The 24,239-nt window shown below is 60.4% G+C and carries 23 protein-coding genes and 1 pseudogene; 11 read left to right on the top strand and 13 right to left on the bottom strand.

Annotated elements, in window-relative coordinates; all coding sequences use genetic code 11:
- Positions 1 to 46 precede the first annotated feature (46 nt).
- The 5 genes from ACTORR_RS06745 to ACTORR_RS06765 all read left to right on the top strand — a co-directional run bounded on the left by ACTORR_RS06745 (position 47) and on the right by ACTORR_RS06765 (position 2,810).
- Positions 47 to 637, top strand: coding sequence for a cysteine hydrolase family protein (locus tag ACTORR_RS06745; protein ID WP_054883673.1), 591 nt, complete (start codon positions 47 to 49; stop codon positions 635 to 637).
- Positions 638 to 725: 88 nt separating this feature from the next.
- Positions 726 to 1,046 (top strand): hypothetical protein, encoded by a 321-nt coding sequence (locus ACTORR_RS06750; protein ID WP_313364211.1) that lies wholly within the window; start codon positions 726 to 728, stop codon positions 1,044 to 1,046.
- Between the two features lie 162 nt (positions 1,047 to 1,208).
- Positions 1,209 to 1,769 (top strand): Smr/MutS family protein, encoded by a 561-nt coding sequence (locus tag ACTORR_RS06755; protein ID WP_027919524.1) that lies wholly within the window; start codon positions 1,209 to 1,211, stop codon positions 1,767 to 1,769.
- Positions 1,770 to 1,839: 70 nt separating this feature from the next.
- Positions 1,840 to 2,385, top strand: a complete 546-nt coding sequence (folE, locus tag ACTORR_RS06760; protein WP_054883671.1) for a GTP cyclohydrolase I FolE — start codon at positions 1,840 to 1,842, stop codon at positions 2,383 to 2,385.
- 59 nt (positions 2,386 to 2,444) lie between these two features.
- Positions 2,445 to 2,810 carry a glutaredoxin gene (locus ACTORR_RS06765; protein ID WP_060508883.1) on the top strand — a complete coding sequence of 122 codons (366 nt, stop codon included), beginning with the start codon at positions 2,445 to 2,447 and terminating at the stop codon, positions 2,808 to 2,810.
- Positions 2,811 to 2,960: 150 nt separating this feature from the next.
- Here the strand turns inward: ACTORR_RS06765 and ACTORR_RS06770 are convergent, their stop codons facing one another.
- Positions 2,961 to 3,563, bottom strand: coding sequence for a glutathione S-transferase family protein (locus tag ACTORR_RS06770; protein WP_313364210.1), 603 nt, complete (start codon positions 3,561 to 3,563; stop codon positions 2,961 to 2,963).
- A gap of 147 nt (positions 3,564 to 3,710) precedes the next feature.
- On the opposite strand from ACTORR_RS06770, the gene ACTORR_RS06775 reads away from it, so the two are divergent.
- Entirely contained in the window at positions 3,711 to 4,901 is a 1,191-nt protein-coding gene (locus ACTORR_RS06775; RefSeq protein ID WP_054883668.1) for a benzoate/H(+) symporter BenE family transporter, read from the top strand.
- A 125-nt stretch (positions 4,902 to 5,026) separates the two neighbouring features.
- On the opposite strand, the gene ACTORR_RS06780 is transcribed toward ACTORR_RS06775, so the two are convergent.
- The 3 genes and pseudogenes from ACTORR_RS06780 to ACTORR_RS06790 all read right to left on the bottom strand — a co-directional run bounded on the left by ACTORR_RS06780 (position 5,027) and on the right by ACTORR_RS06790 (position 8,479).
- Positions 5,027 to 5,908: a methyl-accepting chemotaxis protein gene (locus ACTORR_RS06780; RefSeq protein ID WP_371858380.1), complete on the bottom strand. Its 882-nt coding sequence runs from the start codon at positions 5,906 to 5,908 to the stop codon at positions 5,027 to 5,029.
- Positions 5,888 to 6,964: pseudogene (locus tag ACTORR_RS06785) on the bottom strand (HAMP domain-containing protein); the annotation flags it as partial. The gene ACTORR_RS06780 and the pseudogene ACTORR_RS06785, both read right to left, overlap by 21 nt.
- A 117-nt stretch (positions 6,965 to 7,081) precedes the next feature.
- Positions 7,082 to 8,479 carry an aminotransferase-like domain-containing protein gene (locus ACTORR_RS06790; RefSeq protein ID WP_054886629.1) on the bottom strand — a complete coding sequence of 466 codons (1,398 nt, stop codon included), beginning with the start codon at positions 8,477 to 8,479 and terminating at the stop codon, positions 7,082 to 7,084.
- Positions 8,480 to 8,596: 117 nt separating this feature from the next.
- Here ACTORR_RS06790 and ACTORR_RS06795 point away from each other — a divergent pair, with 117 nt between their 5' ends.
- Positions 8,597 to 9,757 (top strand): MFS transporter, encoded by a 1,161-nt coding sequence (locus ACTORR_RS06795; RefSeq protein ID WP_054886628.1) that lies wholly within the window; start codon positions 8,597 to 8,599, stop codon positions 9,755 to 9,757.
- A gap of 9 nt (positions 9,758 to 9,766) precedes the next feature.
- Here ACTORR_RS06795 and ACTORR_RS06800 read toward each other — a convergent pair whose 3' ends face one another.
- Positions 9,767 to 10,594, bottom strand: coding sequence for a hypothetical protein (locus ACTORR_RS06800; RefSeq protein WP_054886627.1), 828 nt, complete (start codon positions 10,592 to 10,594; stop codon positions 9,767 to 9,769).
- Positions 10,595 to 10,684: 90 nt separating this feature from the next.
- Complete coding sequence (locus ACTORR_RS06805) at positions 10,685 to 11,452, bottom strand: SDR family oxidoreductase (protein ID WP_313364208.1); 768 nt, start codon at positions 11,450 to 11,452, stop codon at positions 10,685 to 10,687.
- A gap of 172 nt (positions 11,453 to 11,624) precedes the next feature.
- On the opposite strand from ACTORR_RS06805, the gene ACTORR_RS06810 reads away from it, so the two are divergent.
- Both ACTORR_RS06810 and kdsA read left to right on the top strand, forming a co-directional pair.
- Entirely contained in the window at positions 11,625 to 12,626 is a 1,002-nt protein-coding gene (locus ACTORR_RS06810; protein ID WP_054886625.1) for an NADP-dependent oxidoreductase, read from the top strand.
- A 183-nt stretch (positions 12,627 to 12,809) separates the two neighbouring features.
- Positions 12,810 to 13,652 (top strand): 3-deoxy-8-phosphooctulonate synthase, encoded by an 843-nt coding sequence (kdsA, locus tag ACTORR_RS06815; protein ID WP_054886636.1) that lies wholly within the window; start codon positions 12,810 to 12,812, stop codon positions 13,650 to 13,652.
- A gap of 54 nt (positions 13,653 to 13,706) precedes the next feature.
- On the opposite strand, the gene pyrF is transcribed toward kdsA, so the two are convergent.
- A complete protein-coding gene (gene pyrF, locus ACTORR_RS06820; RefSeq protein ID WP_054886624.1) occupies positions 13,707 to 14,408 on the bottom strand; it encodes an orotidine-5'-phosphate decarboxylase in 702 nt (233 codons plus the stop codon).
- Between the two features lie 182 nt (positions 14,409 to 14,590).
- Here pyrF and ACTORR_RS06825 point away from each other — a divergent pair, with 182 nt between their 5' ends.
- Positions 14,591 to 14,758, top strand: coding sequence for a DUF2897 family protein (locus ACTORR_RS06825; protein ID WP_003252762.1), 168 nt, complete (start codon positions 14,591 to 14,593; stop codon positions 14,756 to 14,758).
- 61 nt (positions 14,759 to 14,819) lie between these two features.
- Here the strand turns inward: ACTORR_RS06825 and ACTORR_RS06830 are convergent, their stop codons facing one another.
- The gene (locus ACTORR_RS06830; RefSeq protein ID WP_054886623.1) at positions 14,820 to 15,161 is read right to left on the bottom strand and encodes a ComEA family DNA-binding protein; all 342 of its coding nucleotides are present in this window, start codon (positions 15,159 to 15,161) and stop codon (positions 14,820 to 14,822) included.
- An 850-nt stretch (positions 15,162 to 16,011) separates the two neighbouring features.
- Between ACTORR_RS06830 and ACTORR_RS06835 the strand changes: the two genes are divergently transcribed.
- A complete protein-coding gene (locus ACTORR_RS06835; RefSeq protein WP_082433655.1) occupies positions 16,012 to 18,093 on the top strand; it encodes an acyltransferase family protein in 2,082 nt (693 codons plus the stop codon).
- Between the two features lie 89 nt (positions 18,094 to 18,182).
- On the opposite strand, the gene rfbA is transcribed toward ACTORR_RS06835, so the two are convergent.
- From rfbA to ACTORR_RS06860, 5 genes are all read right to left on the bottom strand, one after another.
- The gene (rfbA, locus tag ACTORR_RS06840; RefSeq protein WP_313364215.1) at positions 18,183 to 19,064 is read right to left on the bottom strand and encodes a glucose-1-phosphate thymidylyltransferase RfbA; all 882 of its coding nucleotides are present in this window, start codon (positions 19,062 to 19,064) and stop codon (positions 18,183 to 18,185) included.
- A 5-nt stretch (positions 19,065 to 19,069) separates the two neighbouring features.
- Entirely contained in the window at positions 19,070 to 19,966 is an 897-nt protein-coding gene (gene rfbD, locus ACTORR_RS06845; RefSeq protein ID WP_054886621.1) for a dTDP-4-dehydrorhamnose reductase, read from the bottom strand.
- A complete protein-coding gene (rfbB, locus tag ACTORR_RS06850; RefSeq protein ID WP_054886620.1) occupies positions 19,963 to 21,033 on the bottom strand; it encodes a dTDP-glucose 4,6-dehydratase in 1,071 nt (356 codons plus the stop codon). Before rfbB ends, rfbD begins: the two co-directional genes overlap by 4 nt.
- A 136-nt stretch (positions 21,034 to 21,169) precedes the next feature.
- Positions 21,170 to 23,179 (bottom strand): polysaccharide biosynthesis protein, encoded by a 2,010-nt coding sequence (locus tag ACTORR_RS06855; protein ID WP_371263260.1) that lies wholly within the window; start codon positions 23,177 to 23,179, stop codon positions 21,170 to 21,172.
- Between the two features lie 36 nt (positions 23,180 to 23,215).
- On the bottom strand, positions 23,216 to 24,229 hold the full coding sequence (locus ACTORR_RS06860; protein ID WP_054886619.1) for an MraY family glycosyltransferase: 1,014 nt from the start codon (positions 24,227 to 24,229) through the stop codon (positions 23,216 to 23,218).
- Positions 24,230 to 24,239 lie beyond the last annotated feature (10 nt).

Below are 24,239 nucleotides of genomic sequence, written 5' to 3' on the forward strand. Positions count from 1 at the left end.
GCAAGGGAGAATAGGTATACAAAAGCCCTGACCCAAGGAGCCCTTGATGTCCGTTCCAACCACGATGTTCCGCCTCACTGGCCGCGATTACCCGCCGGCCAAGCTGAGCCAAGCCAGCCTGATCATCATCGATGCGCAGAAGGAATACCTGAGCGGTCCTCTGCAACTGTCGGGCATGGACGAGGCCGTGGCCAACATCGCCCGGTTGCTCGACGCCGCCCGCAAGGCCGGCCGTCCGATCATCCACGTTCGCCACCTCGGTACCGTTGGCGGGCGCTTCGACCCGCAGGGGCCGGCCGGCCAGTTCATCCCCGGCCTGGAGCCACGCGAAGGTGAAATCGTCATCGAAAAGCGCATGCCCAACGCCTTCAAGAACACCAAGCTGCACGACACCCTGCAGGAGCTGGGGCACCTGGACCTGATCGTGTGCGGCTTCATGAGCCACTCCAGCGTCAGCACCACCGTGCGCCGCGCCAAGGACTATGGTTATCGTTGCACCTTGGTGGAAGACGCCTCGGCAACTCGCGACCTGGCGCTCAAGGACCAGGTGATCCCCGCCGCGCAGATCCACGCGTGCGAAATGGCCGTGATGGCCGACAACTTCGCCTGTGTCGCCCCTACCGCCAGCCTGATCTGAGCTGACGTTGCGATGACCGCCCGGCAGCCGGGCGGAACCCAAGGGCCGGGCCCAGGTCGAATTCCGGATGTCCACAGAGGAAACTGGAATGAAGCTCAAAGGCAGTTTCGACGCCAAGCGTCTGCGCCCGCGTGAACCGCGTAACTGGGGTGCGCGTATTGCCGCCGGCCTGTCGGCCCTGATCGCCACGCTCGGCGTGCTGCTGGCCATGGCCGGCATCGCCGGGCTGCTCGGCAACTACCCCGCCCTGGCCGAACTCAATGCCAACCGCCCGCTGGCCAGCATCGTGGCCATGGTCGGGCTGTTGCTGCTGTACCTTGGCGTGCGCTTCTGGCGACGCAGCCGCATCCGCCTGCGCCGCGGGCGCGAGCTGAACCTGTCGCCACACCTGATGAAAAAGCATGATTAGTCGTTTGTGCTGCCGGCCTCTTCGCGGGCGCGCCCGCTCCCACAGGGGCCGCGCAACACTCAACCTCGATGCAATCCTGTGGGAGCGGGCGAGCCCGCGAAGAGGCCGGTACTGACGACACTGGGTTGATCGCGTAAACTACGCCGCCCACGTGGAGGCACCATGCAAGACGACGATTTTTCCCTGTTCAGCGCTGAAGTGCGCGGCGTCAAGCCGATCAAGCACGACCGCGCTGATGTGGGCAAGCCGAAAACCGACCGCAAGCAGCTGGCGGGCCTGCGCCAGGCGGCAACCATCCGCAGCGACCAGGCCCTGGTGATCGACGGCCTGTCCGACCAGTTCGTCATCGACGTCGGCGCCGAGGACGAGTTGATGTGGCGCCGCGACGGCGTGCAGGAAAGCCAGATCCGCAAGCTCAAGCTGGGCCAGATCGCCTTCGAGGGCAGCCTCGACCTGCATGGCATGAGCGTGGAGAAGGCCCGTGAAACCCTGTGGGCCTTCATCGCCGAAGCCACCAAGCTCGAAGTCCGCTGCGTACGGGTGACCCACGGCAAGGCCGCACGCCTGGACGGCAAGCGTCCGATGATCAAGAGCCACGTCAACACCTGGCTGCGCCAGCACCCGCAAGTGCTCGGTTTCACCTCGTGCCAGGCCCGCCATGGCGGTACTGGCGCGGTGTATGTGATGCTCAAGCGGACCATGATGGAAGGCCGCGACGAGTAACGCCGTGCTTGCAGCGCCGCGCGCGGCGCCGTACCCTTCCTTTTTGCGATTTTTACCCACAGGTAGATACATGTCCCTGGAACAGAACTACACCGAGATCCTCAGCCAACTTGGCGAGGACGTCTCCCGTGAGGGCCTGCTCGACACGCCCAAGCGGGCTGCAAAGGCCATGAAGTACCTTTGCCGCGGTTACGAGCAGACGCTGGAAGAAGTCACCAACGGCGCGCTGTTCACCTCCGACAACAGCGAGATGGTGCTGGTCCGGGACATCGAGCTGTATTCGATGTGCGAACACCACATGCTGCCTTTCATCGGCAAGGCCCACGTGGCCTACCTGCCCAAGGGCAAGGTGCTGGGCCTGTCGAAGGTGGCGCGCATCGTCGACATGTTCGCCCGCCGCCTGCAGATCCAGGAAAACCTCAGCCGCCAGATCGCCGAGGCCGTGCAGCAGGTGACGGGTGCCGCTGGCGTGGCGGTGGTCATCGAAGCCAAGCACATGTGCATGATGATGCGTGGCGTGGAGAAGCAGAATTCGACCATGCTCACCTCGGTAATGCTGGGTGAGTTCCGTGAAAACGCCGCGACGCGCAGCGAGTTCCTCAGCCTGATCAAGTGATCGGCGCATGACCCGAGCCGGCCCCCCAGGGGTCGGCTTTTTCATTTCAGGAGTAGCCCATGATCGTCAAAGCCCTGCGGGTCGGCCTCGGCCAGCTCATCGTGTTCGGCGACTGGATCAGCCGCCCGGCCAAGCAGAAGCGTGATGCAGCGGCCCAGGCGCGTGTCGAGCAGGAGGCCAAGGGCCTCGCGCTGTACCAGTTCCATGCCTGCCCGTTCTGCGTGAAGACCCGCCGTACCCTGCACCGCCTGAATGTGCCGGTGGCGCTGCGTGACGCCAAGAACGACGACGTGCATCGCCAGGCGCTGCTCGAAGGTGGCGGCCGGGTGAAAGTGCCGTGCCTGCGCATCGAGGAAGCGGGCAAAGTGACCTGGATGTATGAATCCAAGGCCATCATTGCCTATCTGGACAAGCGCTTCGCGTAAGCCCTGCGCGGCTCTTGTGGGAGCGGCCTTGTGTCGCGAAAGGGCTGCGCAGCAGCCCCAGGGTATTTGCACTTACGCTGATATTACTGGGGCCGCTTTGCGGCCCTTTCGCGACACAAGGCCGCTCCCACAAAAAAGCAGTCCCAGTGTTCAATCCACCATCGGCACATGCCGCGGATGGCTGGCCACCCGCTCAAGCCAGGCGCGCACCGCCGGGTAACCGGCCAGGTCGAACCCGCCCTGATGCGCCACATGGGTGTAGGCATACAGCGCCACATCGGCAATCGAGTAATGGTCCCCGACCAGATACGGCGTCATCTGCAACTGCCGCTCCATCACCTTCAACGCCTTGTACCCGCCCTTGTGCAGCTTGCGGTATTCCTCCACGCGCTCGTCCGGCAGCCCCAGGTAGAACTGGATGAACCGCGCCACGGCAATGTATGGCTCATGGCTGTACTGCTCGAAGAACTGCCACTGCAACACCTGGGTCCGCAGGCGCGGCTCGCTGGGCAGGAACTCGCTGCCGTCGGCCAGGTAGTTGAGGATCGCATTCGATTCCCACAGGCAGGTACCGTCCTCAAGCTTGAGCACCGGCACCTTGCCATTGGGGTTCATGGCCAGGAACTCTGGCGTTTCGGTCTCGCCCTTGAGGATATCCACCGACTGCCATTCATACGGGCGGTCAAGCAGGCTGAGCATCAGCTTGACCTTGTAGCAGTTGCCTGACTGGTAATCACCATACACCTTGAACATCGCCCGTCCCCTCCCCATGCAGTTGCGAAAACTTGCCCAATAGTTGGCGACTGTACGGCTAAAAGCAATGCCTGCTGTATGGCAAGGATCAATTCGGCTCGCGTTAGTCTGAAAAAACTGCTTACACATGGACAAGGACCCAACCCAATGACCGATGCCACCTCCGCACGCCTGCGGCCCCTGGCAGACACCTCCCCGTCGGCGGTGGTCGCCGGCTTCATCGCCATGCTGACTGGCTACACCAGTTCGCTGGTGCTGATGTTCCAGGCCGGCCAGGCAGCAGGCCTGACCAATGCGCAGATTTCTTCGTGGATCTGGGCGCTGTCGATCGGCATGGCGGTGTGCAGTATCGGCTTGTCGCTGCGCTACCGCACACCGATCACCGTGGCCTGGTCGACCCCCGGTGCGGCGCTGCTGATCACCAGCCTGGGTGGGGTCAGCTACGGCGAGGCCATCGGTGCCTACATCACCTGTGCGCTGCTGGTGGTGATCTGCGGCCTGACCGGCAGCTTCGAGCGCCTGGTCAAGCGCATCCCGGCGTCGCTGGCCTCGGCCTTGCTGGCCGGCATCCTGTTCAAGATCGGCAGCGAAATCTTCGTGGCCGCCCAGCACCGCACGTTGCTGGTGCTCGGCATGTTCTTCAGCTACCTGCTGGTCAAGCGCCTGTCGCCGCGCTACTGCGTACTGGCCGCCTTGCTGGTGGGCACGGCATTGTCCGGCGCCCTCGGCCTGCTCGACTTCAGCGGCTTCAAGCTGGAGGTGGCTACCCCGGTGTGGACCACGCCAAGCTTCTCGCTGGCTGCGACCATCAGCATCGGCATTCCGCTGTTCGTGGTGGCCATGACCTCGCAAAACATGCCTGGCGTGGCCGTGTTGCGCGCCGACGGCTACCAGGTGCCCGCCTCGCCGCTGATTTCAACGACGGGTCTGGCGTCGCTGCTGCTGGCACCGTTCGGCTCGCACGGGGTCAACCTGGCGGCGATCAGTGCGGCGATCTGCACCGGGCCGCACGCCCATGAAGACCCGGGCAAGCGCTATACCGCAGCGGTGTGGTGCGGGATTTTCTATGGCATTGCCGGCACGTTCGGCGCCACCCTGGCGGCCTTGTTCGCGGCGCTGCCGAAGGAGCTGGTGCTGTCGATTGCGGCGCTGGCGCTGTTCGGTTCGATCATGAACGGGCTGACCGTGGCCATGAGCGAGGCCAGGGAGCGCGAGGCGGCGCTGATTACTTTCATGGTGACGGCTTCGGGGTTGACCCTGTTCTCGATCGGCTCGGCGTTCTGGGGGATCGTGGCGGGGGTGTTGACCTTGCTGATACTCAACCCGCGCAAGGCCTGAAGAAATTCATTGCCTGTGCCAGCCTCTTCGCGGGCACGCCCGCTCCCACAGGGATATCACCGCTCTCGGGCCTTGTGATATCTCTGTGGGAGCGGGCGCGCCCGCGAAGAGGCCGGCACAGGTAATCACAGCCTGAAATGGCCGACCATGCCTTTGAGGTCATTGCCCAGCTGCGCCAACTCGATGCTGGACCGGGCATTGTCCTGCATCGCCAGCGCCGCCTGGTCGGCACTGCCACGGATCTGCGTCACGCTACGGCTGATTTCCTCGGCCACCGAACTCTGCTGCTCCGCCGCCGCCGCAATCTGCTGGTTCATCTGCTGGATCAACGACACCGCCACCGCGATGCTGCCCAGCGCGCTTTCGGTCTGCAGCGCATCGGCCACGGCCAGGCGCACCAGCTCGGTACTGCCGCGGATCTGCGCCACCGACTGCTGGGCATTGCCGCGCAGGCTGGCCACCAGCCGCTCGATTTCCTCGGTCGACTGCCGGGTACGCCGGGCCAGTGCCCGTACTTCGTCGGCCACCACCGCAAAACCACGCCCCTGCTCACCCGCCCGGGCCGCCTCTATGGCTGCGTTGAGCGCCAGCAGGTTGGTCTGTTCGGCGACGCTCTTGATCACCTCCAGCACATCGCCAATGGTGTGAATCTCGGCACTTAGGCTGTCGATGCCGGCGCTAGCCGTGTCCGCAGCCGTCGCCAGCTGCTCGATGCGCTGCATGCTCTCGCGCACCACGCGCTGGCCGGCGTCAACCTTGTCATCGGCGGCCTGCGCCGCCTGTGCGGCTTCTTCGGCATTGCGCGCCACGTCATGCACGGTGGCGGTCATCTGCTGCATGGCGGTGGCCACCTGTTCGGTCTCCTCCTTCTGGCTGCCGACTTCGCGGTTGGTCTGCTCGGTCACTGCCGACAACGCCTGGGCGCTGCCGGCCAGTTGCTCGATGCCCTGCTGCAGCCCGCTGACCACGCCAGACAGCCCAGCGGCCATCTGCTGCATGGCCTGCATCAACTGGCCGACTTCATCGCTGCGCGGCGCCTCGCTGTCCAGGCTCAACTCGCCGGCGGCAATACGCTGGGCTCGGCCGATCACGCGCTTGAGCGGGCCGACCACGGCGCGGGTGATCAGCCAGGCGGCGAGCACACCCACCAATAACGCCAGCCCGGTGGCCAGGGCAATGGCCAGGCTGTTGCGCGCCAGTTCAGCCTGCATGGCTTGCTGATCGGCGGCATAGGCCTGGTCGACCCGCCCCGTGACCTGCTCGGCACGCGCCTGCAACTGCGCCTTGATGCCTTGCTCCTTGCCCAGCAGGTCGGTGTATTCGTTGAGCTTGTCGGAGAAGCTGGCAATGTGCCCAGCCACCTCACCAAGCACACTCTGGTAGCCCGCGTCACTGACGGAGGCCTTGAGCTGATCGACCAGCTGCGCCGCCTCGACCGTCTGGGCGATACGGCCTTGGTCCCCCTCCTCGCCCTTGCGGCTCTTGTCCAGGCGCACCCGCGCTTCGTCCATGGCCTGCAACATCAGCCGCGACACCTGCGCCACCTGCCCTGCCTGCTCGAGGAACTCGCCACCTTGCTGGCCCTGGGACTGCTTGAGGGTGTAGGTGCCATCGTCGGCCAGGCCGGCCTGCAACACATCGAGGTTGTTGGCCACGCTGGACACCGACCAACTGGCCATGTCCAGCGCCAGCTCCTTGGCCTGTACTGCTTCGACGAAGGCTTCGAAGGCCTGACCGTAAGCCGCCAGGTCAGCCTCGGCCGCCGCCAGTGCTGGCAGGCTGCGGGCGCGCTCGGCAAGGTTTTGCAGGCCGCTGCGCAAGGCCTCGGCCTCCTTGATGTCGGAGCGCAGGGCAAAGGCCTGCTCGTGCTGGCGCAGCCGCAGCAGGTCGGTATTGATCTGGCCCAGCTGGCGCAAGCCGTCGAAGCGCTGGCCAACGCTGTGCAGCGCCGCGATGCCGATGGCCGCCACCGCGACGGTCAGCAGCAACACCAGGGCAAAACCCAGGCCCAGTTTGCGGGCCATGCCCAGGTTGGCCAGAACACCGTGCCTGCTCGTCGCCATCGCCGATCCCCCTTCACCGTGCAAGGTTTTGCCAAGGGTCAAGCGTGGCAATCTTGTCGCCCTGCTAACAAGAGGCTGGCGCCAAAATGGTGTCAAATCGCTATGAGCGTGTCGCGATCAGCTAGCTGAAGGTCGCCCTGCGTGCTGAAGGAAGCCTTGGGCGCGGGTGTCCTGCCCGTAGGCGACATTGATGCGCAGCCAGTCGCTGCTGGCGCCCTGGTAGTCGAAGGCGCTGCCCGGGGTGAGCAACACCGCATGCTCCAGCGCCAGGCGTTCGAGGCTGGCGAAGTCACGCCCCGGCACCCGCGCCCAGACGAACATGCCGCCATATGGCTCGCAGAACACCTGCCAGCCGTACTGCTCCAGCTGCCCGAGCAATTTGGCCATGTGCTGGCCCAGCCGCACCCGCAGACGCTGCACGCTCTTGCGGTAGCTGCCGTTGGCCAGCATCTGCCCGACCACCTGCTCGGCAAAGCGCGAGGTGCCGATGCCACTGACCATCTTCAGTTCGGCCAGACGCGCCAGCAGCGGCGCATCGGCCACCAGGTAGCCGACCCGCAGCGAACTGCTCAGGGTCTTGGAAAAGCTGGCCAGGTAGATCACCCGCTGTTCGCTGTCGAGGGTGGCCAGGCGGGTGGCCGGGCCTTCCTGGAAGTCGGCGTAGATATCGTCCTCGATGATGCGCAGGTCGTGCTCGCGGGCCAGCTCCAGCAGACGATAGGCAACCTTGGGTGCGAGGCTGGTGCCGGTGGGGTTGTGGTACAGGCTATTGGTGAACAGGCAGCGTGGGCGGTGCTCGGCCAGCAGACGTTCGAGCACCGCCAGGTCAGGGCCGGCCGCCGTGCGCGGTACCGGCAGCATGTGCACCTGATGCTGGCGTAACAGGTTGTAGAGGTTGTAATAGCCAGGGTTTTCCACCAGCACAGTGTCGCCGGGCCGCAACAAGGTCCGCACCAGCAGGTCGAGGCCATGGCTGGCACCTTGGGTGGTGAGGATGCGCTCGGGCCCGGCAGCGATGTCCACCCGTACCAGGCGCTTGTGCAAGTGCTGGCGCAGACTGGCCAGGCCCAGCGGTGGGCAATAGTCGAACAGGTCTTGTGGGTTGCCGCGGCTGACCTGGCGGATTGCCTGGGCCAGCTCGACGTCTGCGCGCCAACTGTTCGGCAGCCAGCCGCAGCCGAGCTTGAGCAGTTCGTCGTGGCCTTCGCGGAACTGGCGCCAGCTGCCGTCGCCTGCCTCGCCCCAGACCGGCGGATTGTCGCTTTCCAGGGTGACTTTGCGCTCGGCAACGAAGAAGCCAGTGCCGTGGCGCGCCTCCAGCCAGCCGCTGGCGACCAGGCGATCGTAGGCCTCGATCACGCAGGAAGCACTGACCGACTGGCTGCGGGCCAGGGTACGGATCGACGGCAGGCGGGCACCGGGGCGCAGGCGCTGCTGTTCGATCCAGGCTTGCAGGTGGTCGGTGAGTTGCTGCACCAGCGCAGTGGGGCTTTGGCGGTCGAGGGTGAAGTGCATGGGCTAAGTGTTTGGTTGTTTTGAGCGAACAGTTAAGCATAAATGCGGCTTGGGTGTGCCTTGTTGGATGCTTGGGCCCAGGGCAATGTCTGCCGCACCGAGAACCAGGACCATCCCATGCCCCCGCGCCACTCCCCCGCCCTGCTGGCCTTCGCCCTGTGCCTGATCACCCTGGCAGTCAACCTGCAGGCTCCGCTCTACATCACCTACGCCGATCTCTCCGGCCAAGGCGCCGCCGCCACAGCAGTGGCCTTCTCCGGCTACGTACTGGGCGTGCTGCCGGTGTTGCTGGCCCTGGGCGGACTGGCCGACCGGGTCGGGCGACGGCCACTGATCCTCGCCGCGCTCGTGCTGTCGATGGTTGCCACCTTGCTCATGCTGTTCGCACCGAGCCTGCAGACGCTGGGCGTGGCTCGCTTCTTCCTGGGCCTGGGCACCGGCCTGGCCTCGGCCACGGCAACCGCCTACATGGCGGAACTGATGGGCGCCAGCAGCAGCGCCCGTGCCGCCAACTGGGTCACCGCCAGCACCTCACTGGGCTTTGGCCTCGGCGCTGCACTGACCAGCCTGTTCCTGCTGCGCGGCCCGAGCCTGACACCCGGCAGCTTCCACTTGCAATTGCTGCTAGGCGCAGTGGCGCTGCTGCTGGTGTGGCGCTTGCCCGACCCGCGACCGGCACAGCGCAGTGCCATGCTACGCCTGCCCTGCTACCCGCGCGGCAGCGTGGTGTATGGCCTGGCCATTCTGCTGGCCTGGGCCTGCGTCGGGCTGGTGATCGCCCTGCTGCCCGGGATCCTGCGCCAGCATGGCCTGAGCGACTGGTCGGGGTTTTCGACGTTCTGCGTGATCAGCTGCGGCCTGCTGTTCCAGCCGCTGGCCCGGCGCATGTCCAGCCGCGCGGCCACCTTGCTGGGCATGGCAATTTTGCCGTGCAGCTATGCCTTGCTGGCCTGGGGCGCCGACAGCGGCCGCCTCTGGGCGGTGCTGGCCGGCGCGGTGGCGGCCAGCAGCGCCTGCTATGGGTTTATCTACCTCGGCGGGCTGGCGGCAGTGAATGAAATGGCCGGCGTCGAAAAGACCCGCGCCAGTGCAGGGTTCTTCCTGCTGGCCTACCTGGGCTTCAGCGTGCCGGTGATCCTGACCGGGGTGCTGAGCGACCACCTTGGCTCGGGCGTGGCCTTGCTGGGGTTTGGTGGGGTGCTGCTGGCGGGGTGCATGGCCGTTGCCGCGGCGTTACCAGGTGCAAGGCAAGGCGTACATCAGCCGAGCAACCCGTAACGTTTCGAGTCACGCGGGGTGGCTGCACAAGAACGCCTGCGGCGCGCGGCCGTGGATAAGCGTCTCGGCCTGATCGAGGCTGATCTTGGGGATGACCGATGCGGGGATCTTCGATGTGGCAGACAGGTTGTAGACGGCGAAGTGCTCGTTAACAACCCGATCGGCCATCAGCTTCAGCGAGGGCAGGATACGCCGTTCAAATGACTCGTCCAGGTGACAGCGCGAAACCGCCTGGCCGGGTTCTTCATAGAAGCGCCCGACCGACTGGTCGAGGTCGACACCCACCAGGAAAACCTGATTGAAGCCCAGGTGACAGGCAAGCTGCAACGCCGCATAAGCGACCGTACGTGCATCGAAAAACCCCAGGGAGAGATCCTTGCTGAAGCCTACCGAGCGCGAGCGGCTACCCCATAAGGTACGGCTGCGCACCAACATTGGCTCGGTATTGAACAGAGATTCTTGCAGGCTGGCGCGGGCTGCCTTGGCCAACGGGAAAACCTGCGCCTTGGTCGGCACCGGCAACAGACCGATTTCATCCGGCCAGATCGCCAGGCGCTGGCTGAGCCGTAGCGCCTTGGCGTAAAGATCAGGTTGCTGCTGCGCAAACCCAGTGTCGGTGCACACATAGAAATACGGGCGCACGCCATGCTCCGCGAACATCGAAATCGCGCCATTGACGGTGATCATCGGCACGCCGGCGAAACGCTGCACTGGGAAGCCCTTGGCAGAGGCTCCCGAGGCCACGATGAACACGGGCCCCTCGGCGATACCCCGGCACGCCGCAAAATCCGATATCGAGGCATGGCAGCCGGGCTTTTGGGCGCTGACGGTCTCCATGTCGCTTTCCAAAACCAGAAGAGCCAGAGTATATACAGCGAATCAGTAAGCCGGCTATACACGGTGCGTAGCACCTGCACCCGTCGATGTTCAGATCGCGGTGGCCCCGCCATCTACCGTCAGGCTGTGCCCGGTGGTGAAAGCCGCCCCGTCACTGCACAGGTACAGCACCGCGCTGGCAATTTCCTCGACCTTGCCGATACGCCCCACCGGGTGCATCGCTGCGGCAAATTCGGCCTTGCGCGGGTCTGCCTCGTAGGCGCGGCGGAACATGTCGGTGTCGATCACCGCCGGGCACACGGCATTCACCCGGATGCCCTTCTTGGCGTACTCGATGGCCGCCGACTTGGTCAGGCCGATCACTGCATGCTTGGAGGCGGCGTAGATACTCATCTTGGGCGCCGCCCCCAGGCCCGCCACCGAGGCGGTGTTGACGATCGCACCGCCGCCCTGGGCCAGCAGCAGCGGCAGCTGGTACTTCATGCACAGCCACACGCCTTTGACGTTGACGTTGACGCCCATGATCGCGTCGAACTCGGCCTCGCTGCCCTCGGCCAGGCGCCCCTGTTCGATTTCGATGCCGGCATTGTTGTAGGCGTAGTCCAGCCGACCATAGGCCTCGATGGCCCGCTCATGCAGCTCGCGCACCTGCGCATCCTGGGTCACATCACAGGCCACGAACAGCGCCTCGCCACCCGCCTGGCGAATCAAGGCCACCGTGGCCTCGCCACCGGCCGGGTCGAGATCGGCCACCACCACCTTCAGGCCCTCGCGGGCAAAAGCCAGTGCCGTCGCCCGGCCGATACCTGCCGCACCGCCAGTGACCAGGGCTACCTGGCCGGAAAAGGTCATGCTCATCGTCTGCTCCTGAGAGTGATGAATTGGCCCTGAGTCTAGTCAGCCGGCCACCCGACTGGGCAGCATCATCAAGGCAGCAGTTGGGCTACCATGCTTACCAGTGATTTTGCGGACCAACCTGCATCAGCGGGTTAAATTGACTGCTGCACCTCATCGCCCACAAGGACCTGCCATGACCCAGACCAACCGCCGCTTCCTGCTAGCCAAACGCCCGGTCGGCGCCGTGCGCCGTGACGACTTCACTTTCGAGACCGTGCCTGCCGAAGCCCCTGCTGCCGGGCAAATCCAGGTGCGCAACCTGTACCTGTCGCTGGACCCGGCCATGCGCGGCTGGATGAACGAAGGCAAGTCATACATCCCACCCGTGGCGCTCGGCCAAGTGATGCGCGCCCTCGGCGTCGGTGAAGTGGTCGCCTCCAACCACCCGGACTACAAGCCCGGTGACCATGTCAGCGGCGCCCTCGGCGTACAGGACTACTTCACCGGCGAGCCCCAGGGCCTGCACAAGATCGACCCCAACCTCGCCCCACTGCCCCGCTACCTGTCGGCCCTGGGCATGACCGGCATGACCGCCTACTTCGCCCTGCTCGAGGTCGGCCAGCCCAAGGCCGGCGACACCGTGGTGATCTCCGGCGCGGCCGGCGCGGTGGGCAGCATCGTCGGCCAGATCGCCAAGCTCAAGGGCTGCCATGTGGTCGGCATCGCCGGTGGCGCGCAGAAGTGCCAGTACCTCAAGGACGAACTGGGCTTTGACGGCGTGATCGACTACAAGGCCGAAGACGTACTGGCCGGCCTGAAACGCGAATGCCCCAAAGGCGTCGACGTGTACTTCGATAACGTCGGCGGCGAAATCCTTGATGCCGTGCTCACCCGCATCAACTTCAAGGCACGCATCGTCATCTGCGGCGCCATCAGCCAGTACAACAACAAGGAAGCCGTCAAAGGCCCGGCCAACTACCTGGCGCTGCTGGTGAACCGTGCACGCATGGAAGGCTTCGTGGTGATGGACCACGCCAAGGAGTACGGCAAGGCCGCCCAGGAGATGGCCGGCTGGCTGGCCACGGGCAAGGTCAAGAGCAAGGAGGATGTGGTGGACGGGCTGGAGACGTTCCCCGAGACGCTGCTCAAGCTGTTCAGCGGTGAGAACTTCGGCAAGTTGGTGTTGAAGGTCTGAGCTTGGGGTAAGCCTGTGCCGGCCCTTTCGCGGGTAAACCCACAGGGATCGCACAGATTTCAGATGCTGTGCAGTACCTGTGGGAGCGGGTTTACCCGCGAAAGGGCCGGCACAGGCAAAGCAGATCTTGTAAGATTCCCCCTCGCCACTGAAACCAGTGACAAGGGATTTGCAGAGATGACCATGATCAAGATCACCCCCACCATCGAGTGCTCCAACACCGCCCCGTTCGTCCTCTTCGGCGGCATCAACGTGCTCGAGTCCGAGGACCTGGCCCTGACCGCCTGCGCCGAGTACGTTCGGGTTACCGAGAAACTGGGCATCCCTTACGTGTTCAAGGCCAGCTTCGACAAGGCCAACCGCTCCTCGATCCACTCCTACCGTGGCCCCGGCATGGAAGAAGGCCTGCGCATCTTCGAGAAGGTCAAGGCCGAGTTCGGCGTGCCGATCATTACCGACGTACACGAGATCTACCAGTGCGCGCCGGTGGCCGAAGTGGTCGATGTGCTGCAGCTTCCCGCGTTCCTGGCCCGCCAGACCGACCTGGTGGTGGCCCTGGCCAAGACCGGCAAGCCGGTCAACATCAAGAAGCCACAGTTCCTCAGCCCGTCGCAGATGCAGAACATCGTGCACAAGTTCAAGGAAGCCGGTAACGACCAGCTGATCCTGTGCGACCGTGGTACCTGCATGGGCTACGACAACCTGGTAGTGGACATGCTCGGCTTTGGCGTGATGAAGCGTACCTGTGACGACTTGCCGATCATCTTCGACGTAACCCACGCCCTGCAGAACCGCGACCCGTCCGGTGCTGCTTCCGGTGGCCGTCGCGAGCAGGTGGTCGACCTGGCGCGTGCCGGCATGGCGGTTGGCCTGGCCGGCTTGTTCCTGGAGGCTCACCCGAACCCGGACCAGGCCAAGTGCGATGGGCCGAGTGCGCTGCCGCTGGACAAGCTGGAGCCGTTTCTGATGCAGATCAAGGCGCTGGATGACCTGATCAAGGGCTTCCAGCCGTTGGTTATTGCCTGATTCGGCGAAGCATGAAAAAGGGCTGCAACGCAGCCCTTTTTCTTTGCCTTGGATTCAGCCGCGGATTTCCGCTACCACAGCTGCCAATGCCTGAGCAGGGTCTGCCGCCTGGCTGATCGGGCGGCCGATCACCAAGTAGTCGGAACCTGCATCCAGCGCCTGGCGCGGGGTGAGGATACGGCGCTGGTCATCCTGGGCACTACCAGCAGGGCGAATGCCCGGGGTGACCAGTTGCAGCGCCGGGTGCGCAGCCTTCAGCGCCGGGGCTTCCAATGCCGAGCACACCAGGCCGTCCATGCCAGCCTTTTCGGCCAGCGCCGCCAGGCGCAGTACTTGCTCTTGCGGGTCCACGTCCAGGCCGATGCCGGCCAGGTCTTCACGCTCCATGCTGGTGAGCACGGTCACACCGATCAGCAACGGCTGCGGGCCGCTGCGCTTGGCCAGCTCTTCACGGCAGGCGGCCATCATGCGCAGGCCACCGGAGCAATGCACGTTGACCATCCACACACCCATCTCGGCAGCGGCCTTGACCGCCATGGCCGTGGTGTTGGGGATGTCATGGAACTTGAGGTCGAGGAACACCTCGAAGCCCTTCGCGCACAGGGTTTCGACAATGCCCGAAGCGCTGCTGGTGAACAGCTCCTTGCCAACCTTTACCCGGCACAGGGCGGGGTCGAGTTGGTCAGCCAGCTTCAGGGCGGCGTCACGGGTGGGGAAATCCAGGGCGACGATCAGGGGCGTCTGGCAGGCGGACATGGTCGGGTTCTCTTGGCAAGTCGTAAACGGCGCGCATTGTAAACGAAGTCAGCGTGCCTTGGGGGCCAGGGCGCCGTCAGAATTGGCCTAGACAGGTACGGCTCCTATAATTGAACCAACGGATATGGCCATCGCTCATATTTTGTACAAGCGAAGCCTTCAAAGCGCATAGGAGAACGACAATGCCCTGGTATGCCTGGCTGATACTCATCATAGCCCTCGGCTCGATCGTGGGGGGATTGATGATGTTGCGCGATACGGCGAAGAAGCTGCCGCTGACGGAAGAACAGCTGCGCAAGGTGCATGAACGCAATGCCGAGGCGGATGCCAAGGATGCGCAGGATCGTTGACACGAAGAGTGCATCCAAACAGAGAGCCGGTTGGCACAATGCCAACCGGCATTACTTATTCCTACTTCACGATCAGCTTGTCCTTGTTTCGATCCAATAGGGCCTTGCCAATACCCTTGATCTCCAGCAATTCATCCACTGAGTCGAATGGACCGTTTGCCTCCCTGTAAGCCACGATAGCTTCGGCTTTGGCTTTGCCGATACCGTTGAGGTTTTGCTGTAGCGTCAGCGCGTCGGCATCGTTCAGGTCGATTTTGGCCAACTCGGTGGTGGCCGGCCCTTGCGTTGCCTGCGTGGCGGTTACGGCCACTGGCTGCGACACCGTGGCGGGTGCCGCATGCAGGGTGAACGGTAAAGCCGTGAAAAGTGGAAGCAGCAGGTAGGACAGGACTGTATTGCGCATATTGGGCACTCCTTGTATGGAAATGAAGGCAGCGTTCCGTTGGCTGCCCTGTGAACTCTAGCGCTGTGGCTTCAGTTCAAGGTGCCTGAAATGTTACCGAGTTAAACAGCTAAACGGCTGCATCCCCTACCCCTGATTGCATTTTTCGAAGCTTTGCATGAAGCGAACTGCAGCGCCCCCAGACTGGCCACACCCGCTCCATTTAGATTCAGCGTGGACAAAAACGCATTCATACAACGCACTACTAATTTTCCTACTCATAAAGTGGCCCTTTCGGCCTCTTAAGGTATTCCTTAGACAGCACCAGCGCGTACCTTCATGCGCATATCAATGCATTAACTTGCATCGCACTAAAATTTATATGCAGCATAACCAGCCAACCAAAAAGTTAACGCAAAAATAATCACCATTACTCGTTTTAAAGAGCAGGATATCGAACTCACCACCGAACTCACAGCTGAACAAACCACATAATACTAATTAAAATACGCCTCCGATTTCTTCACGCTTGTGGCATTGAAAATTCTCTCGAACAGCCTTCGGTCTGGAAATTCGTAATCCGCTACGGGAACTACTAGACTTGGGTGATGCCTTAGCCATCATAAGGCATCATGGCACCCCGGTGTCCGCGTCGATTTCCTCCCTGCACCAAGCCCTTTTAAGGCCTGCTCCCTCGTTAGAGCAAGCAATTCAAGCGCCGCAACCAGGGCCCTCGGCCCTTAGCTGCCACCTGATCACCGTTTCGATCCAACAGAAGCAGCCGAGAAAGGCCCTGGGCTTTCTTATCAACCTGCTTAGGAAAATGATGCGTACTTTTTAGCCTGCCCGCCAAAGGAATTGTGGAGCCCTGATGACATCATTGAAAGCTGCCGCTACTGCATTAGACACCCCAAGTGCCCATCCCAAATACAGACCGGATATTGATGGCCTGAGAGCCATAGCCGCAGGATCCGTTATCATATTTCACGCCTTCCCGTCAACCATGAAGGGCGGATTCATTGGCGTAGATATTTTTTTCGTTATTTCAGGCTTCCTGATCTCGCAAATATTATTCACCAACCTTGACAACAATAGATTCAGTCTGGTCGACTTTTACAGCCGACGCATCAATCGCATCTACCCTGCATTGATAATAGTCTTGGTAAGCTGCCTGGCATTCGGCTGGTTCTCACTTCTATCCGAGGAATTTAAACAGCTAGGCAAACACACGGCTGGTGGAGCCGGGTTCGTTGCAAATCTAATATCCTGGAGTGAAAGCGGTTATTTTGACAACACTTCAGAAAGCAAACCATTGCTTCACCTGTGGTCTCTCGGGGTAGAGGAGCAATTTTATATTGTATGGCCTCTATTGCTTTGGGGGATGTGGAAAAGCAACTTCAACAGGATGACGACAATACTGCTCATTACCGCAGTTTCATTCTACCTTAACATCAGCTTGAGAATTACAGACTCAGCTACCGCCTTTTACTCACCTCTGACGCGCTTCTGGGAACTGCTAATTGGCTCACTCCTTGCCTACAACTCAATGTACGGCAGGGAGCGCATGTTCCTTTTCAAAAGCCTTGCAAACCGTATACTCTCCAAGGTGTACTACCACAATCCAAAGACTCATGCCACCACATCATTTGACAACACTCAAGCCCTCTTAGGTATTGTGATGATTGGCACTGGCTTCATGGTCATCACAAAAGAAAATATGTTTCCAGGGTTTTGGGCTATCTTACCCACCGTCGGCAGCGCCCTGGTCATCAACGCTGGCCCACAGGCATGGTTTAACAAGCACATCCTATCCAATAGAACAATGATTCTCATTGGCTTAATTAGTTTCCCTCTCTATCTCTGGCACTGGCCTCTCTTATCCTTTGCAAGGATAATTGAAGGTGACACCCCTGCAATTGCAGTAAGAGTTATTGCCATTCTCGCTGCAGTGATACTTTCCTGGCTCACCTACCAGCTCATTGAAAAACCAGTGCGCTTCAAAATTACCGGTAGATGGAAGACTTTGACACTGTTCTTGATCATGGCCCTGATTGGAGTCGCCGGCTTCAGTATATTTAAGGACGATGGCGTACCCAGCCGCTCTATCATGACGAGCCTAGTGCAGAAATCAAACGAGCTGAATACTTACCAACTCACAGGCTGCAAGAACGATGAGCTGCTGGGCCAGGATATGTCGTGGTGCAACAAGGTCAATGATTCCCAACCAGCAGATGTGATTCTTTGGGGGGATAGTCATGCCGAACATCTTTTTCCAGGCATCAAGCGCGTGTCGGCACAAAATTGGCTGCTGATCGGTAGACATAGCTGCCCTCCGATCCTAGGCGCAAAGGCATGGCTGACCAACACATCTAAAGAAAGTTGCGAGCGTGCCAATAGCAAGGCGATGGAGATGATTCTTCAGAGCGATGTAAAAACCGTCGTTCTGGCATCTCTCGGTAGCTTGTATATCGGCAGCAAAGGTATTGCACCAGAGCACGCACTCATCAATGACAACAACCCAAATAACCGCTACATCATAGGCGAGGACAATGACGTCACGCACAAGCGTGAGCTTTTCGCCGCAGCAATGAAGCGTTCGATAAGCACGCTACTGGACGCCGGCAAAAATGTCATCATTGTGAAAGATACCCCGGAGTTTCTCGTTGACCCGAGAGCTTGCCTCGCACGGCCATTTAAAATCAGCACACAAAATTGCGACATTCAAACCAGCCAATTTGAAGAACGCAGCACCGAATACAACGCCATGCTTGCAGAGATCAAGGCCATGAGCCCATACGTCAAGATATTTGACCCGTCAAGCCTATTCTGCAACAAGAGTAATTGCACTCAAAGTGATTCGGTACATGAGTACTTCCGAGATGGGCATCACCTCAGCGAGGCTGGCAGTGAGAAAGTGGCTTCAGCACTGATTGAGTTCATGAAAAACCAATAAGCAATAAAATAGGGCCCCTTTCGGGGGCCCTATTCCTTTTACAACAGCCGCGCGCGCTGACTTATAACTTAAAGCAGCATCAGCAGCTATCAGTAAACCGTCTTTTCCAGCAACCGATTCAGGTACTGCCCATAACCATTCTTGGCCAATGGTGCCGCCAACTTTTCAAGCTGTTGTGCGTCAATCCACTTCTGACGGTAAGCGACCTCCTCCGGACAAGCTACTTTCAATCCTTGCCGGCGCTCAATGGTAGCGATGTAACCGCTGGCCTCCAGGAGTGAGTCATGTGTACCGGTATCAAGCCATGCGTAGCCCCGCCCCATGATTTCAACCGATAGCTTGCCCTGCTCCAGGTAAACTCGGTTAAGGTCGGTAATTTCCAGCTCACCTCGCGGAGACGGCTTGATCCCCTTGGCGATCTCAACCACCTCGTTGTCGTAGAAGTAGAGCCCGGTAACCGCATAACTCGATTTCGGCTTGGTCGGTTTCTCTTCCAGACTGATGGCCTTTCCGCGCTGGTCGAATTCAACCACACCATAACGCTCAGGGTCGTGCACGTGGTAAGCGAATACGCTCGCGCCATCGGTACGGTCCATGGCGTTGACGAGCAGCCCCTGGAAATCATGGCCGTAGTAGATGTTGTCGCCCAACACCAAAGCCGACAGGTCATTACCAATGAACTGCTCACCGATCAGGAAGGCTTGTGCCAGGCCATCAGGCGATGCCTGCACTGCGTAGGTGATATTGATGCCCCACTGGTGTCCGTCGCCGAGCAATTGCTCAAACCGTGGCGTGTCCTGTGGCGTGGAGATGATCAGGATGTCACGAATGCCGGCCAGCATGAGTGTGGTAAGCGGGTAGTAGATCATCGGCTTGTCGTAAACCGGCAAAAGCTGCTTGGAAATTGCCAAAGTCGCCGGGTGCAGACGGGTACCCGACCCGCCAGCCAGGATGATGCCTTTACGATTCATTTTGATCATTTCTCATGTATCTCTATCAGCATGCGAGCTACGCCGACGCGCCAGTCAGGCAGCGTCAGCGCAAAAGCTTCTTGCAGTTTATGGGTATTCAGCCGGGAGTTCGCCGGCCGCTTGGCTGGGGTCGGGTAGGCATCGGTAGTCAGTCGGTTGACCTGCGCGGCGCGCACTTTCAAGGGCTCACCACGGGCCGCGGCATGCTCCAGAACAAAACGTGCGAAACCGAACCAGGTGGTCTCACCCGATGCCGCCAAGTGATACACGCCGGCCAGCGCAGGGTTACGCCGAGTGCCTGCGATGGCATGAGCAGTAACGTCGGCAATCAGTTCAGCGCCGGTAGGCGCCCCGAACTGGTCATCGATGACGCCCAGGGTGTCCCGCTCGGACGCCAGGCGCAACATGGTTCGGGCAAAGTTGTTACCGCGAGCTGCATATACCCAGCAGGTACGGAAGATCAAGCATGTGCAGCCTGAGGCCAGGATTGCCCGCTCGCCTGCAAGCTTGCTTTCGCCATAGACATTCAACGGCCCTACCGCATCCTGCTCACGCCAAGGCGCACTGCCGTGCCCCGGGAAGACGTAGTCGGTCGAATAATGCACCAGCAACGCCCCCAGTTCTGCAGCCACATGCGCCAACACCTCGACCGCTTCGGCATTCACTCGAAATGCTTGTTCGCGCTCGCTCTCCGCTTTGTCGACCGCCGTATAGGCCGCTGCATTGACAATCACATCGGGTGCAAAGGTGCGAACGGTTGCCTCCAACCCCAGCAGATTGGTCAGGTCGCCACAGTAATCCTGGCTTCTGGAGTTGAGCGCCAGTACTTGCCCCAACACCGCCAGACTGCGCTGCAATTCCCAACCTACCTGGCCGTCCTTGCCCAGCAGGAGAATTTTCATGCCGTACGCCCGGCGTAGTTTTTCTCAACCCAGTCACGGTAGCCGCCGGACTGCACGTTCTCTACCCAATCCCAATTGCCCAAGTACCATTCGACTGTCTTGCGAATACCGGTTTCGAAGGTTTCCGCAGGCTTCCAACCCAACTCGCGCTCCAGTTTGCGCGCATCGATGGCGTAGCGGCGATCATGCCCCGGGCGATCGGTGACGTAGGTGATCTGTTCTGCATAAGCCTTGCCGTCAGCACGCGGGCGCAGTTCATCCAGAAGTGCACAAACGCGATTGACGATTTCCAGGTTGGGCTTCTCATTCCAGCCACCAACGTTATACACCTCGCCCGTCTGCCCGGCCTCAAGCACACGACGGATTGCGCTGCAGTGATCTTTGACATATAGCCAGTCGCGAATCTGCTGGCCATCGCCATAGACAGGCAGTGGCTTACCACCCAGTGCGTTGACGATCATCAGAGGGATGAGTTTTTCCGGGAAGTGGAACGGTCCGTAGTTGTTCGAACAGTTGGTTGTCAGCACCGGCAGGCCATAAGTATGGTGGTAGGAGCGCACCAAATGATCGCTTGCCGCCTTGCTGGCCGAGTACGGGCTGTTTGGCTGATATTGGTGGGTCTCGGTGAACGCCGGCTCATCAGCCGCCAGGGAGCCATAGACCTCGTCGGTGGACACATGCAGGAATCGGAAAGCCTGTTGCGCATCCTTGGCCAAGCCGCCCCAATAGGCGCGCACGGCCTCGAGCAGGCGGAAGGTTCCGACAATATTGGTCTCGATGAAGTCCTCAGGTCCGTGAATCGAACGATCGACATGGGACTCTGCCGCGAAGTTCACAATGGCGCGTGGCTGATGCTCTCTCAGTAACCGCGCGACCAATTCAGAGTCGCCAATGTCGCCATGAACGAAGATATGACGCTCGTCACCTTGCAAGCTGTTCAGCGTCTGCAGATTGCCTGCATAGGTGAGCTTGTCCAGGTTCACGACAGGCTCATTGGAATTTGCCAACCAGTCGAGAACGAAATTTGCACCGATGAAGCCGGCACCACCGGTTACTAAAACAGTCATTATCAGTTACCTACTAAACAATTCGTTGAAAGCAAAAAGCGCGGAATCTGGATGCACTGGCCACACGACCCAGTCCACGACACCCTCACCCGCCTTTTCAGCGTTGAAAAACATTCTCTCGCTGGCACTGCGATCGTCATACTTCCTTTTTTCTCTGCATGTACAGCAGATCCACAATTTCCCCTTGTGGAACATAGCCGCTGACCAGCTCCCGCAGGAGCTTGCGGACGGTAACCAGCTCATGCACGTCAACAGCCAAAAGCAACTCATCGAGCTTTACTTTCAAGACATCCCAAGCGAGAAAATCTTCATTGGCACTCATGATCATCGGGTGTCTGGTGGATACGACATTGTCACCAATCAGCAACTCTTCGTAGAGTTTTTCACCTGGCCGAAGCCCGGTGAACTCGATAGCAATATCTCCAAACGGATTCTTTTCCGAACGGACGCTCAGGCCGGACAGGTGGATCATCTTCTCCGCCAACTCAGCAATCCGCACGGGCTCGCCCATATCGAGTACGAACACATCCCCCCCCAAGCCCATCGAACCCGCCTGAATGACCAGTTGGGCAGCCTCAGGAATCGTCATGAAATAACGGGTGATCTTGGGGTGGGTAACCGTCAGTGGCCCGCCCGCGATGATCTGCTTGCGGAACAACGGTATGACCGACCCCGACGAGCCCAACACATTGCCGAAGCGCACCATGGTAAAACGAGTCTTGTTAACCTGCGCCACGTTGTCCTTCTGGCCGAACAGGACCGGGGCACTTTCGCGACTCAGTGCCTGCAATACCATTTCGGCAAGCCGCTTCGTACTACCCATGACATTGGTAGGCCGAACAGCCTTGTCCGTAGAGATAAGAACAAAGTTGGTAACTCCAGCCTGCACAGCGGCCTGTGCAGAATAGAGCGTACCGATGACGTTGTTCTGCACGCCTTCGGAAATATTGTGCTCAACCATGGGCACATGCTTGTAAGCCGCCGCGTGATACACGGTATCCACACGCCAGGATTGCATGACTTCCAATAGGTGCGCCTGATTACGCACAGACCCAAGTACAGGCAGAATCGTGACGGGTAGCGCCTCCCGGCGAACGCGCAGTTCCAATTCACTCAGGATGCTGTAAAGGTTGAACTCACTGTGCTCAAACAGCAGCAGGGTTTTCGGCCCGGCCCCAAGAATCTGACGACAGAGCTCCGAACCAATCGAACCTCCCGCACCGGTAACCAGCACCACCTTGTTGGAAATACATTGCGCCAGCAGATCGCTCTGCGCAGGAACCGCGTCGCGACCCAACAGGTCAGCGATGTCGACCTCCTGAATATCATCCACCTGCACTCGGCCATTGGCGAGGTCGAGAATGCTGGGAACACTGCGAACGTGCAAGGGGAAGCCCTCGAGGAAGGTCAGGATTTCCCTGCGCCGGCTGCGGCTGGCACTGGGAATCGCCAACAGGATTTCCTGGGCCCCTGTGACATCGATCATCCGGCCAATCTCATCCGAGCGGTATACCTGTAGCCCGGAAATGATTCGGTCGGCAATTTCCACATCGTCATCGATGAATGCCACTGGCCTCATCGACTTGGCCATCCGCAGTGCAGCGATAAGCTGGTTGCCGGCAGCGCCGGCGCCGTAGATCGCCACTCGCGGCAAGCCATCGTCACGCGAGGCGAATGGCATGTGCTGCGTCGCAGAGAACCAGTCACCCAGGAAGTACTGCCGCATGGCCAGGCGCAAACCGCCAATCATGACTAGGCTCAACCACCAGTAATTGAAGATGACAGAGCGCGGCACCAAAGTCTGATGATTGCTGTACCAGTAGACGAAAAAACCCAGCAAGAGCGCAGAAAGGGAAACCGCCTTGGCGATTACGATGAGCGCATCGTTACCGAAGTACCGCATCACCGCCCGGTACATGCCGAACTTCACAAAAAGCGGTATGGCCAGAACGGGTGCCATCACAAATAGCCAGGTATGCTCCTTGATCGGATTACCCAGGTCATCCAGGCCAAGCCGCACGGCAAAGGCCAGTAGCAGGGCCAGCCAAACCAGGCACACATCCATAAGCACCTGAAGCGTGCGCTTCTCCCTGCGTGGCAATTGAAGCAGATATTTTCGAAGCTCGATCAGTTCCCTAGCTTTCATACCCAATTACCCACCTGCCCCTTATCCTTGAAAAAATCAGCGCTCACGCTCGCCCGCATGGAATTTCAATGCGAGCACTACCAACGGTGCATATGCCAAGCATACGCCAAGCACGCCATTCAGGCCGCCGAACGCAACCAGCAGGGCGACCGGGAACAACCAGAGCAGGTTCAGGCACCAGGCTGCCAGCGTCACCTTCTTGTGGCTTGCGAACTGTCGGGAGGCGAACTGATAAGCGTGGCTCCTGTGCGCCTCATACACTTTTTCACCCCGTATCAGGCGACGCACCAAGGTGACCGTGGCATCGACCACAAACAGGCCCAGCAAAATGATCCAGCTCCAGAAGAAATCAGAAGACACCCACCCGGCAATCAGTGCCAGCGCACCCATGACGACACCGAGGAATCCACTGCCAGCGTCACCCATGAAGATTTTGGCCGGGGGAAAATTCCACAGCAGGAAACCTGCAGCCGAAGCGGCCAGTGCAAAGCTCAGCCCTGCGAGGCCGCCATGCCCCGACAGGACATAGATTAGGCCACCGGCCAACCCGACAAAAACGGCTTCAGAACTGGCAAGACCATCAATACCATCCATGAAGTTATAGAGATTCAGCATCCATACTAGGAACACCACCGCCAGCAGGCTGCCGATGAACCCGAGATTTGTTGGCTCGCCCCAAAGCGTGACCGGGGCCAAACCACCAAGGCTGAAAACTATCCATATTCCTGCGAGAAAATGGCCGAGCAACCGCCAGCGCGCGGGGATATGGCCCAGGTCATCGTAAAAGCCAAGCACCGCCACACCGGCGCCACCAAGCACCAGCGCCGACGTGGTCGCGAGGCTGACATCGCCGAGCGCAAAGCCCAGCAACACCGTCGCAATAAAAGTCACAACGATTGCGATGCCGCCCCCGCGTGGCGTCGGCACGGAATGCGAACTGCGCTCATTGGGAATATCAAGCACACTTTTGCGTATTGCGAAGCGTCTTACCGTTCCAGTCAGTGCAGCCGCACCCACTAGAGCTAACGCTATTATTAGTAGCTGAACCATAAGTCGTGAA

The organism is Pseudomonas sp. SAR267 (assembly GCF_052077595.1).
Lineage (GTDB): Bacteria > Pseudomonadota > Gammaproteobacteria > Pseudomonadales > Pseudomonadaceae > Aquipseudomonas > Aquipseudomonas vlassakiae.

Excerpts from the sequence above, each read along its gene's own strand:
- ACTORR_RS06745 (WP_054883673.1), top strand. The coding sequence starts at position 47 with ATGTCCGTTCCAACCACGATGTTCCGCCTCACTGGCCGCGATTACCCG.
- ACTORR_RS06750 (WP_313364211.1), top strand. The coding sequence starts at position 726 with ATGAAGCTCAAAGGCAGTTTCGACGCCAAGCGTCTGCGCCCGCGTGAA.
- ACTORR_RS06755 (WP_027919524.1), top strand. The coding sequence starts at position 1,209 with ATGCAAGACGACGATTTTTCCCTGTTCAGCGCTGAAGTGCGCGGCGTC.
- folE (WP_054883671.1), top strand. The coding sequence starts at position 1,840 with ATGTCCCTGGAACAGAACTACACCGAGATCCTCAGCCAACTTGGCGAG.
- ACTORR_RS06765 (WP_060508883.1), top strand. The coding sequence starts at position 2,445 with ATGATCGTCAAAGCCCTGCGGGTCGGCCTCGGCCAGCTCATCGTGTTC.
- ACTORR_RS06770 (WP_313364210.1), bottom strand. The coding sequence starts at position 3,563 with ATGTTCAAGGTGTATGGTGATTACCAGTCAGGCAACTGCTACAAGGTC.
- ACTORR_RS06775 (WP_054883668.1), top strand. The coding sequence starts at position 3,711 with ATGACCGATGCCACCTCCGCACGCCTGCGGCCCCTGGCAGACACCTCC.
- ACTORR_RS06780 (WP_371858380.1), bottom strand. The coding sequence starts at position 5,908 with ATGCAGGCCATGCAGCAGATGGCCGCTGGGCTGTCTGGCGTGGTCAGC.
- ACTORR_RS06790 (WP_054886629.1), bottom strand. The coding sequence starts at position 8,479 with ATGCACTTCACCCTCGACCGCCAAAGCCCCACTGCGCTGGTGCAGCAA.
- ACTORR_RS06795 (WP_054886628.1), top strand. The coding sequence starts at position 8,597 with ATGCCCCCGCGCCACTCCCCCGCCCTGCTGGCCTTCGCCCTGTGCCTG.
- ACTORR_RS06800 (WP_054886627.1), bottom strand. The coding sequence starts at position 10,594 with ATGGAGACCGTCAGCGCCCAAAAGCCCGGCTGCCATGCCTCGATATCG.
- ACTORR_RS06805 (WP_313364208.1), bottom strand. The coding sequence starts at position 11,452 with ATGAGCATGACCTTTTCCGGCCAGGTAGCCCTGGTCACTGGCGGTGCG.
- ACTORR_RS06810 (WP_054886625.1), top strand. The coding sequence starts at position 11,625 with ATGACCCAGACCAACCGCCGCTTCCTGCTAGCCAAACGCCCGGTCGGC.
- kdsA (WP_054886636.1), top strand. The coding sequence starts at position 12,810 with ATGATCAAGATCACCCCCACCATCGAGTGCTCCAACACCGCCCCGTTC.
- pyrF (WP_054886624.1), bottom strand. The coding sequence starts at position 14,408 with ATGTCCGCCTGCCAGACGCCCCTGATCGTCGCCCTGGATTTCCCCACC.
- ACTORR_RS06825 (WP_003252762.1), top strand. The coding sequence starts at position 14,591 with ATGCCCTGGTATGCCTGGCTGATACTCATCATAGCCCTCGGCTCGATC.
- ACTORR_RS06830 (WP_054886623.1), bottom strand. The coding sequence starts at position 15,161 with ATGCGCAATACAGTCCTGTCCTACCTGCTGCTTCCACTTTTCACGGCT.
- ACTORR_RS06835 (WP_082433655.1), top strand. The coding sequence starts at position 16,012 with ATGACATCATTGAAAGCTGCCGCTACTGCATTAGACACCCCAAGTGCC.
- rfbA (WP_313364215.1), bottom strand. The coding sequence starts at position 19,064 with ATGAATCGTAAAGGCATCATCCTGGCTGGCGGGTCGGGTACCCGTCTG.
- rfbD (WP_054886621.1), bottom strand. The coding sequence starts at position 19,966 with ATGAAAATTCTCCTGCTGGGCAAGGACGGCCAGGTAGGTTGGGAATTG.
- rfbB (WP_054886620.1), bottom strand. The coding sequence starts at position 21,033 with ATGACTGTTTTAGTAACCGGTGGTGCCGGCTTCATCGGTGCAAATTTC.
- ACTORR_RS06855 (WP_371263260.1), bottom strand. The coding sequence starts at position 23,179 with ATGAAAGCTAGGGAACTGATCGAGCTTCGAAAATATCTGCTTCAATTG.
- ACTORR_RS06860 (WP_054886619.1), bottom strand. The coding sequence starts at position 24,229 with ATGGTTCAGCTACTAATAATAGCGTTAGCTCTAGTGGGTGCGGCTGCA.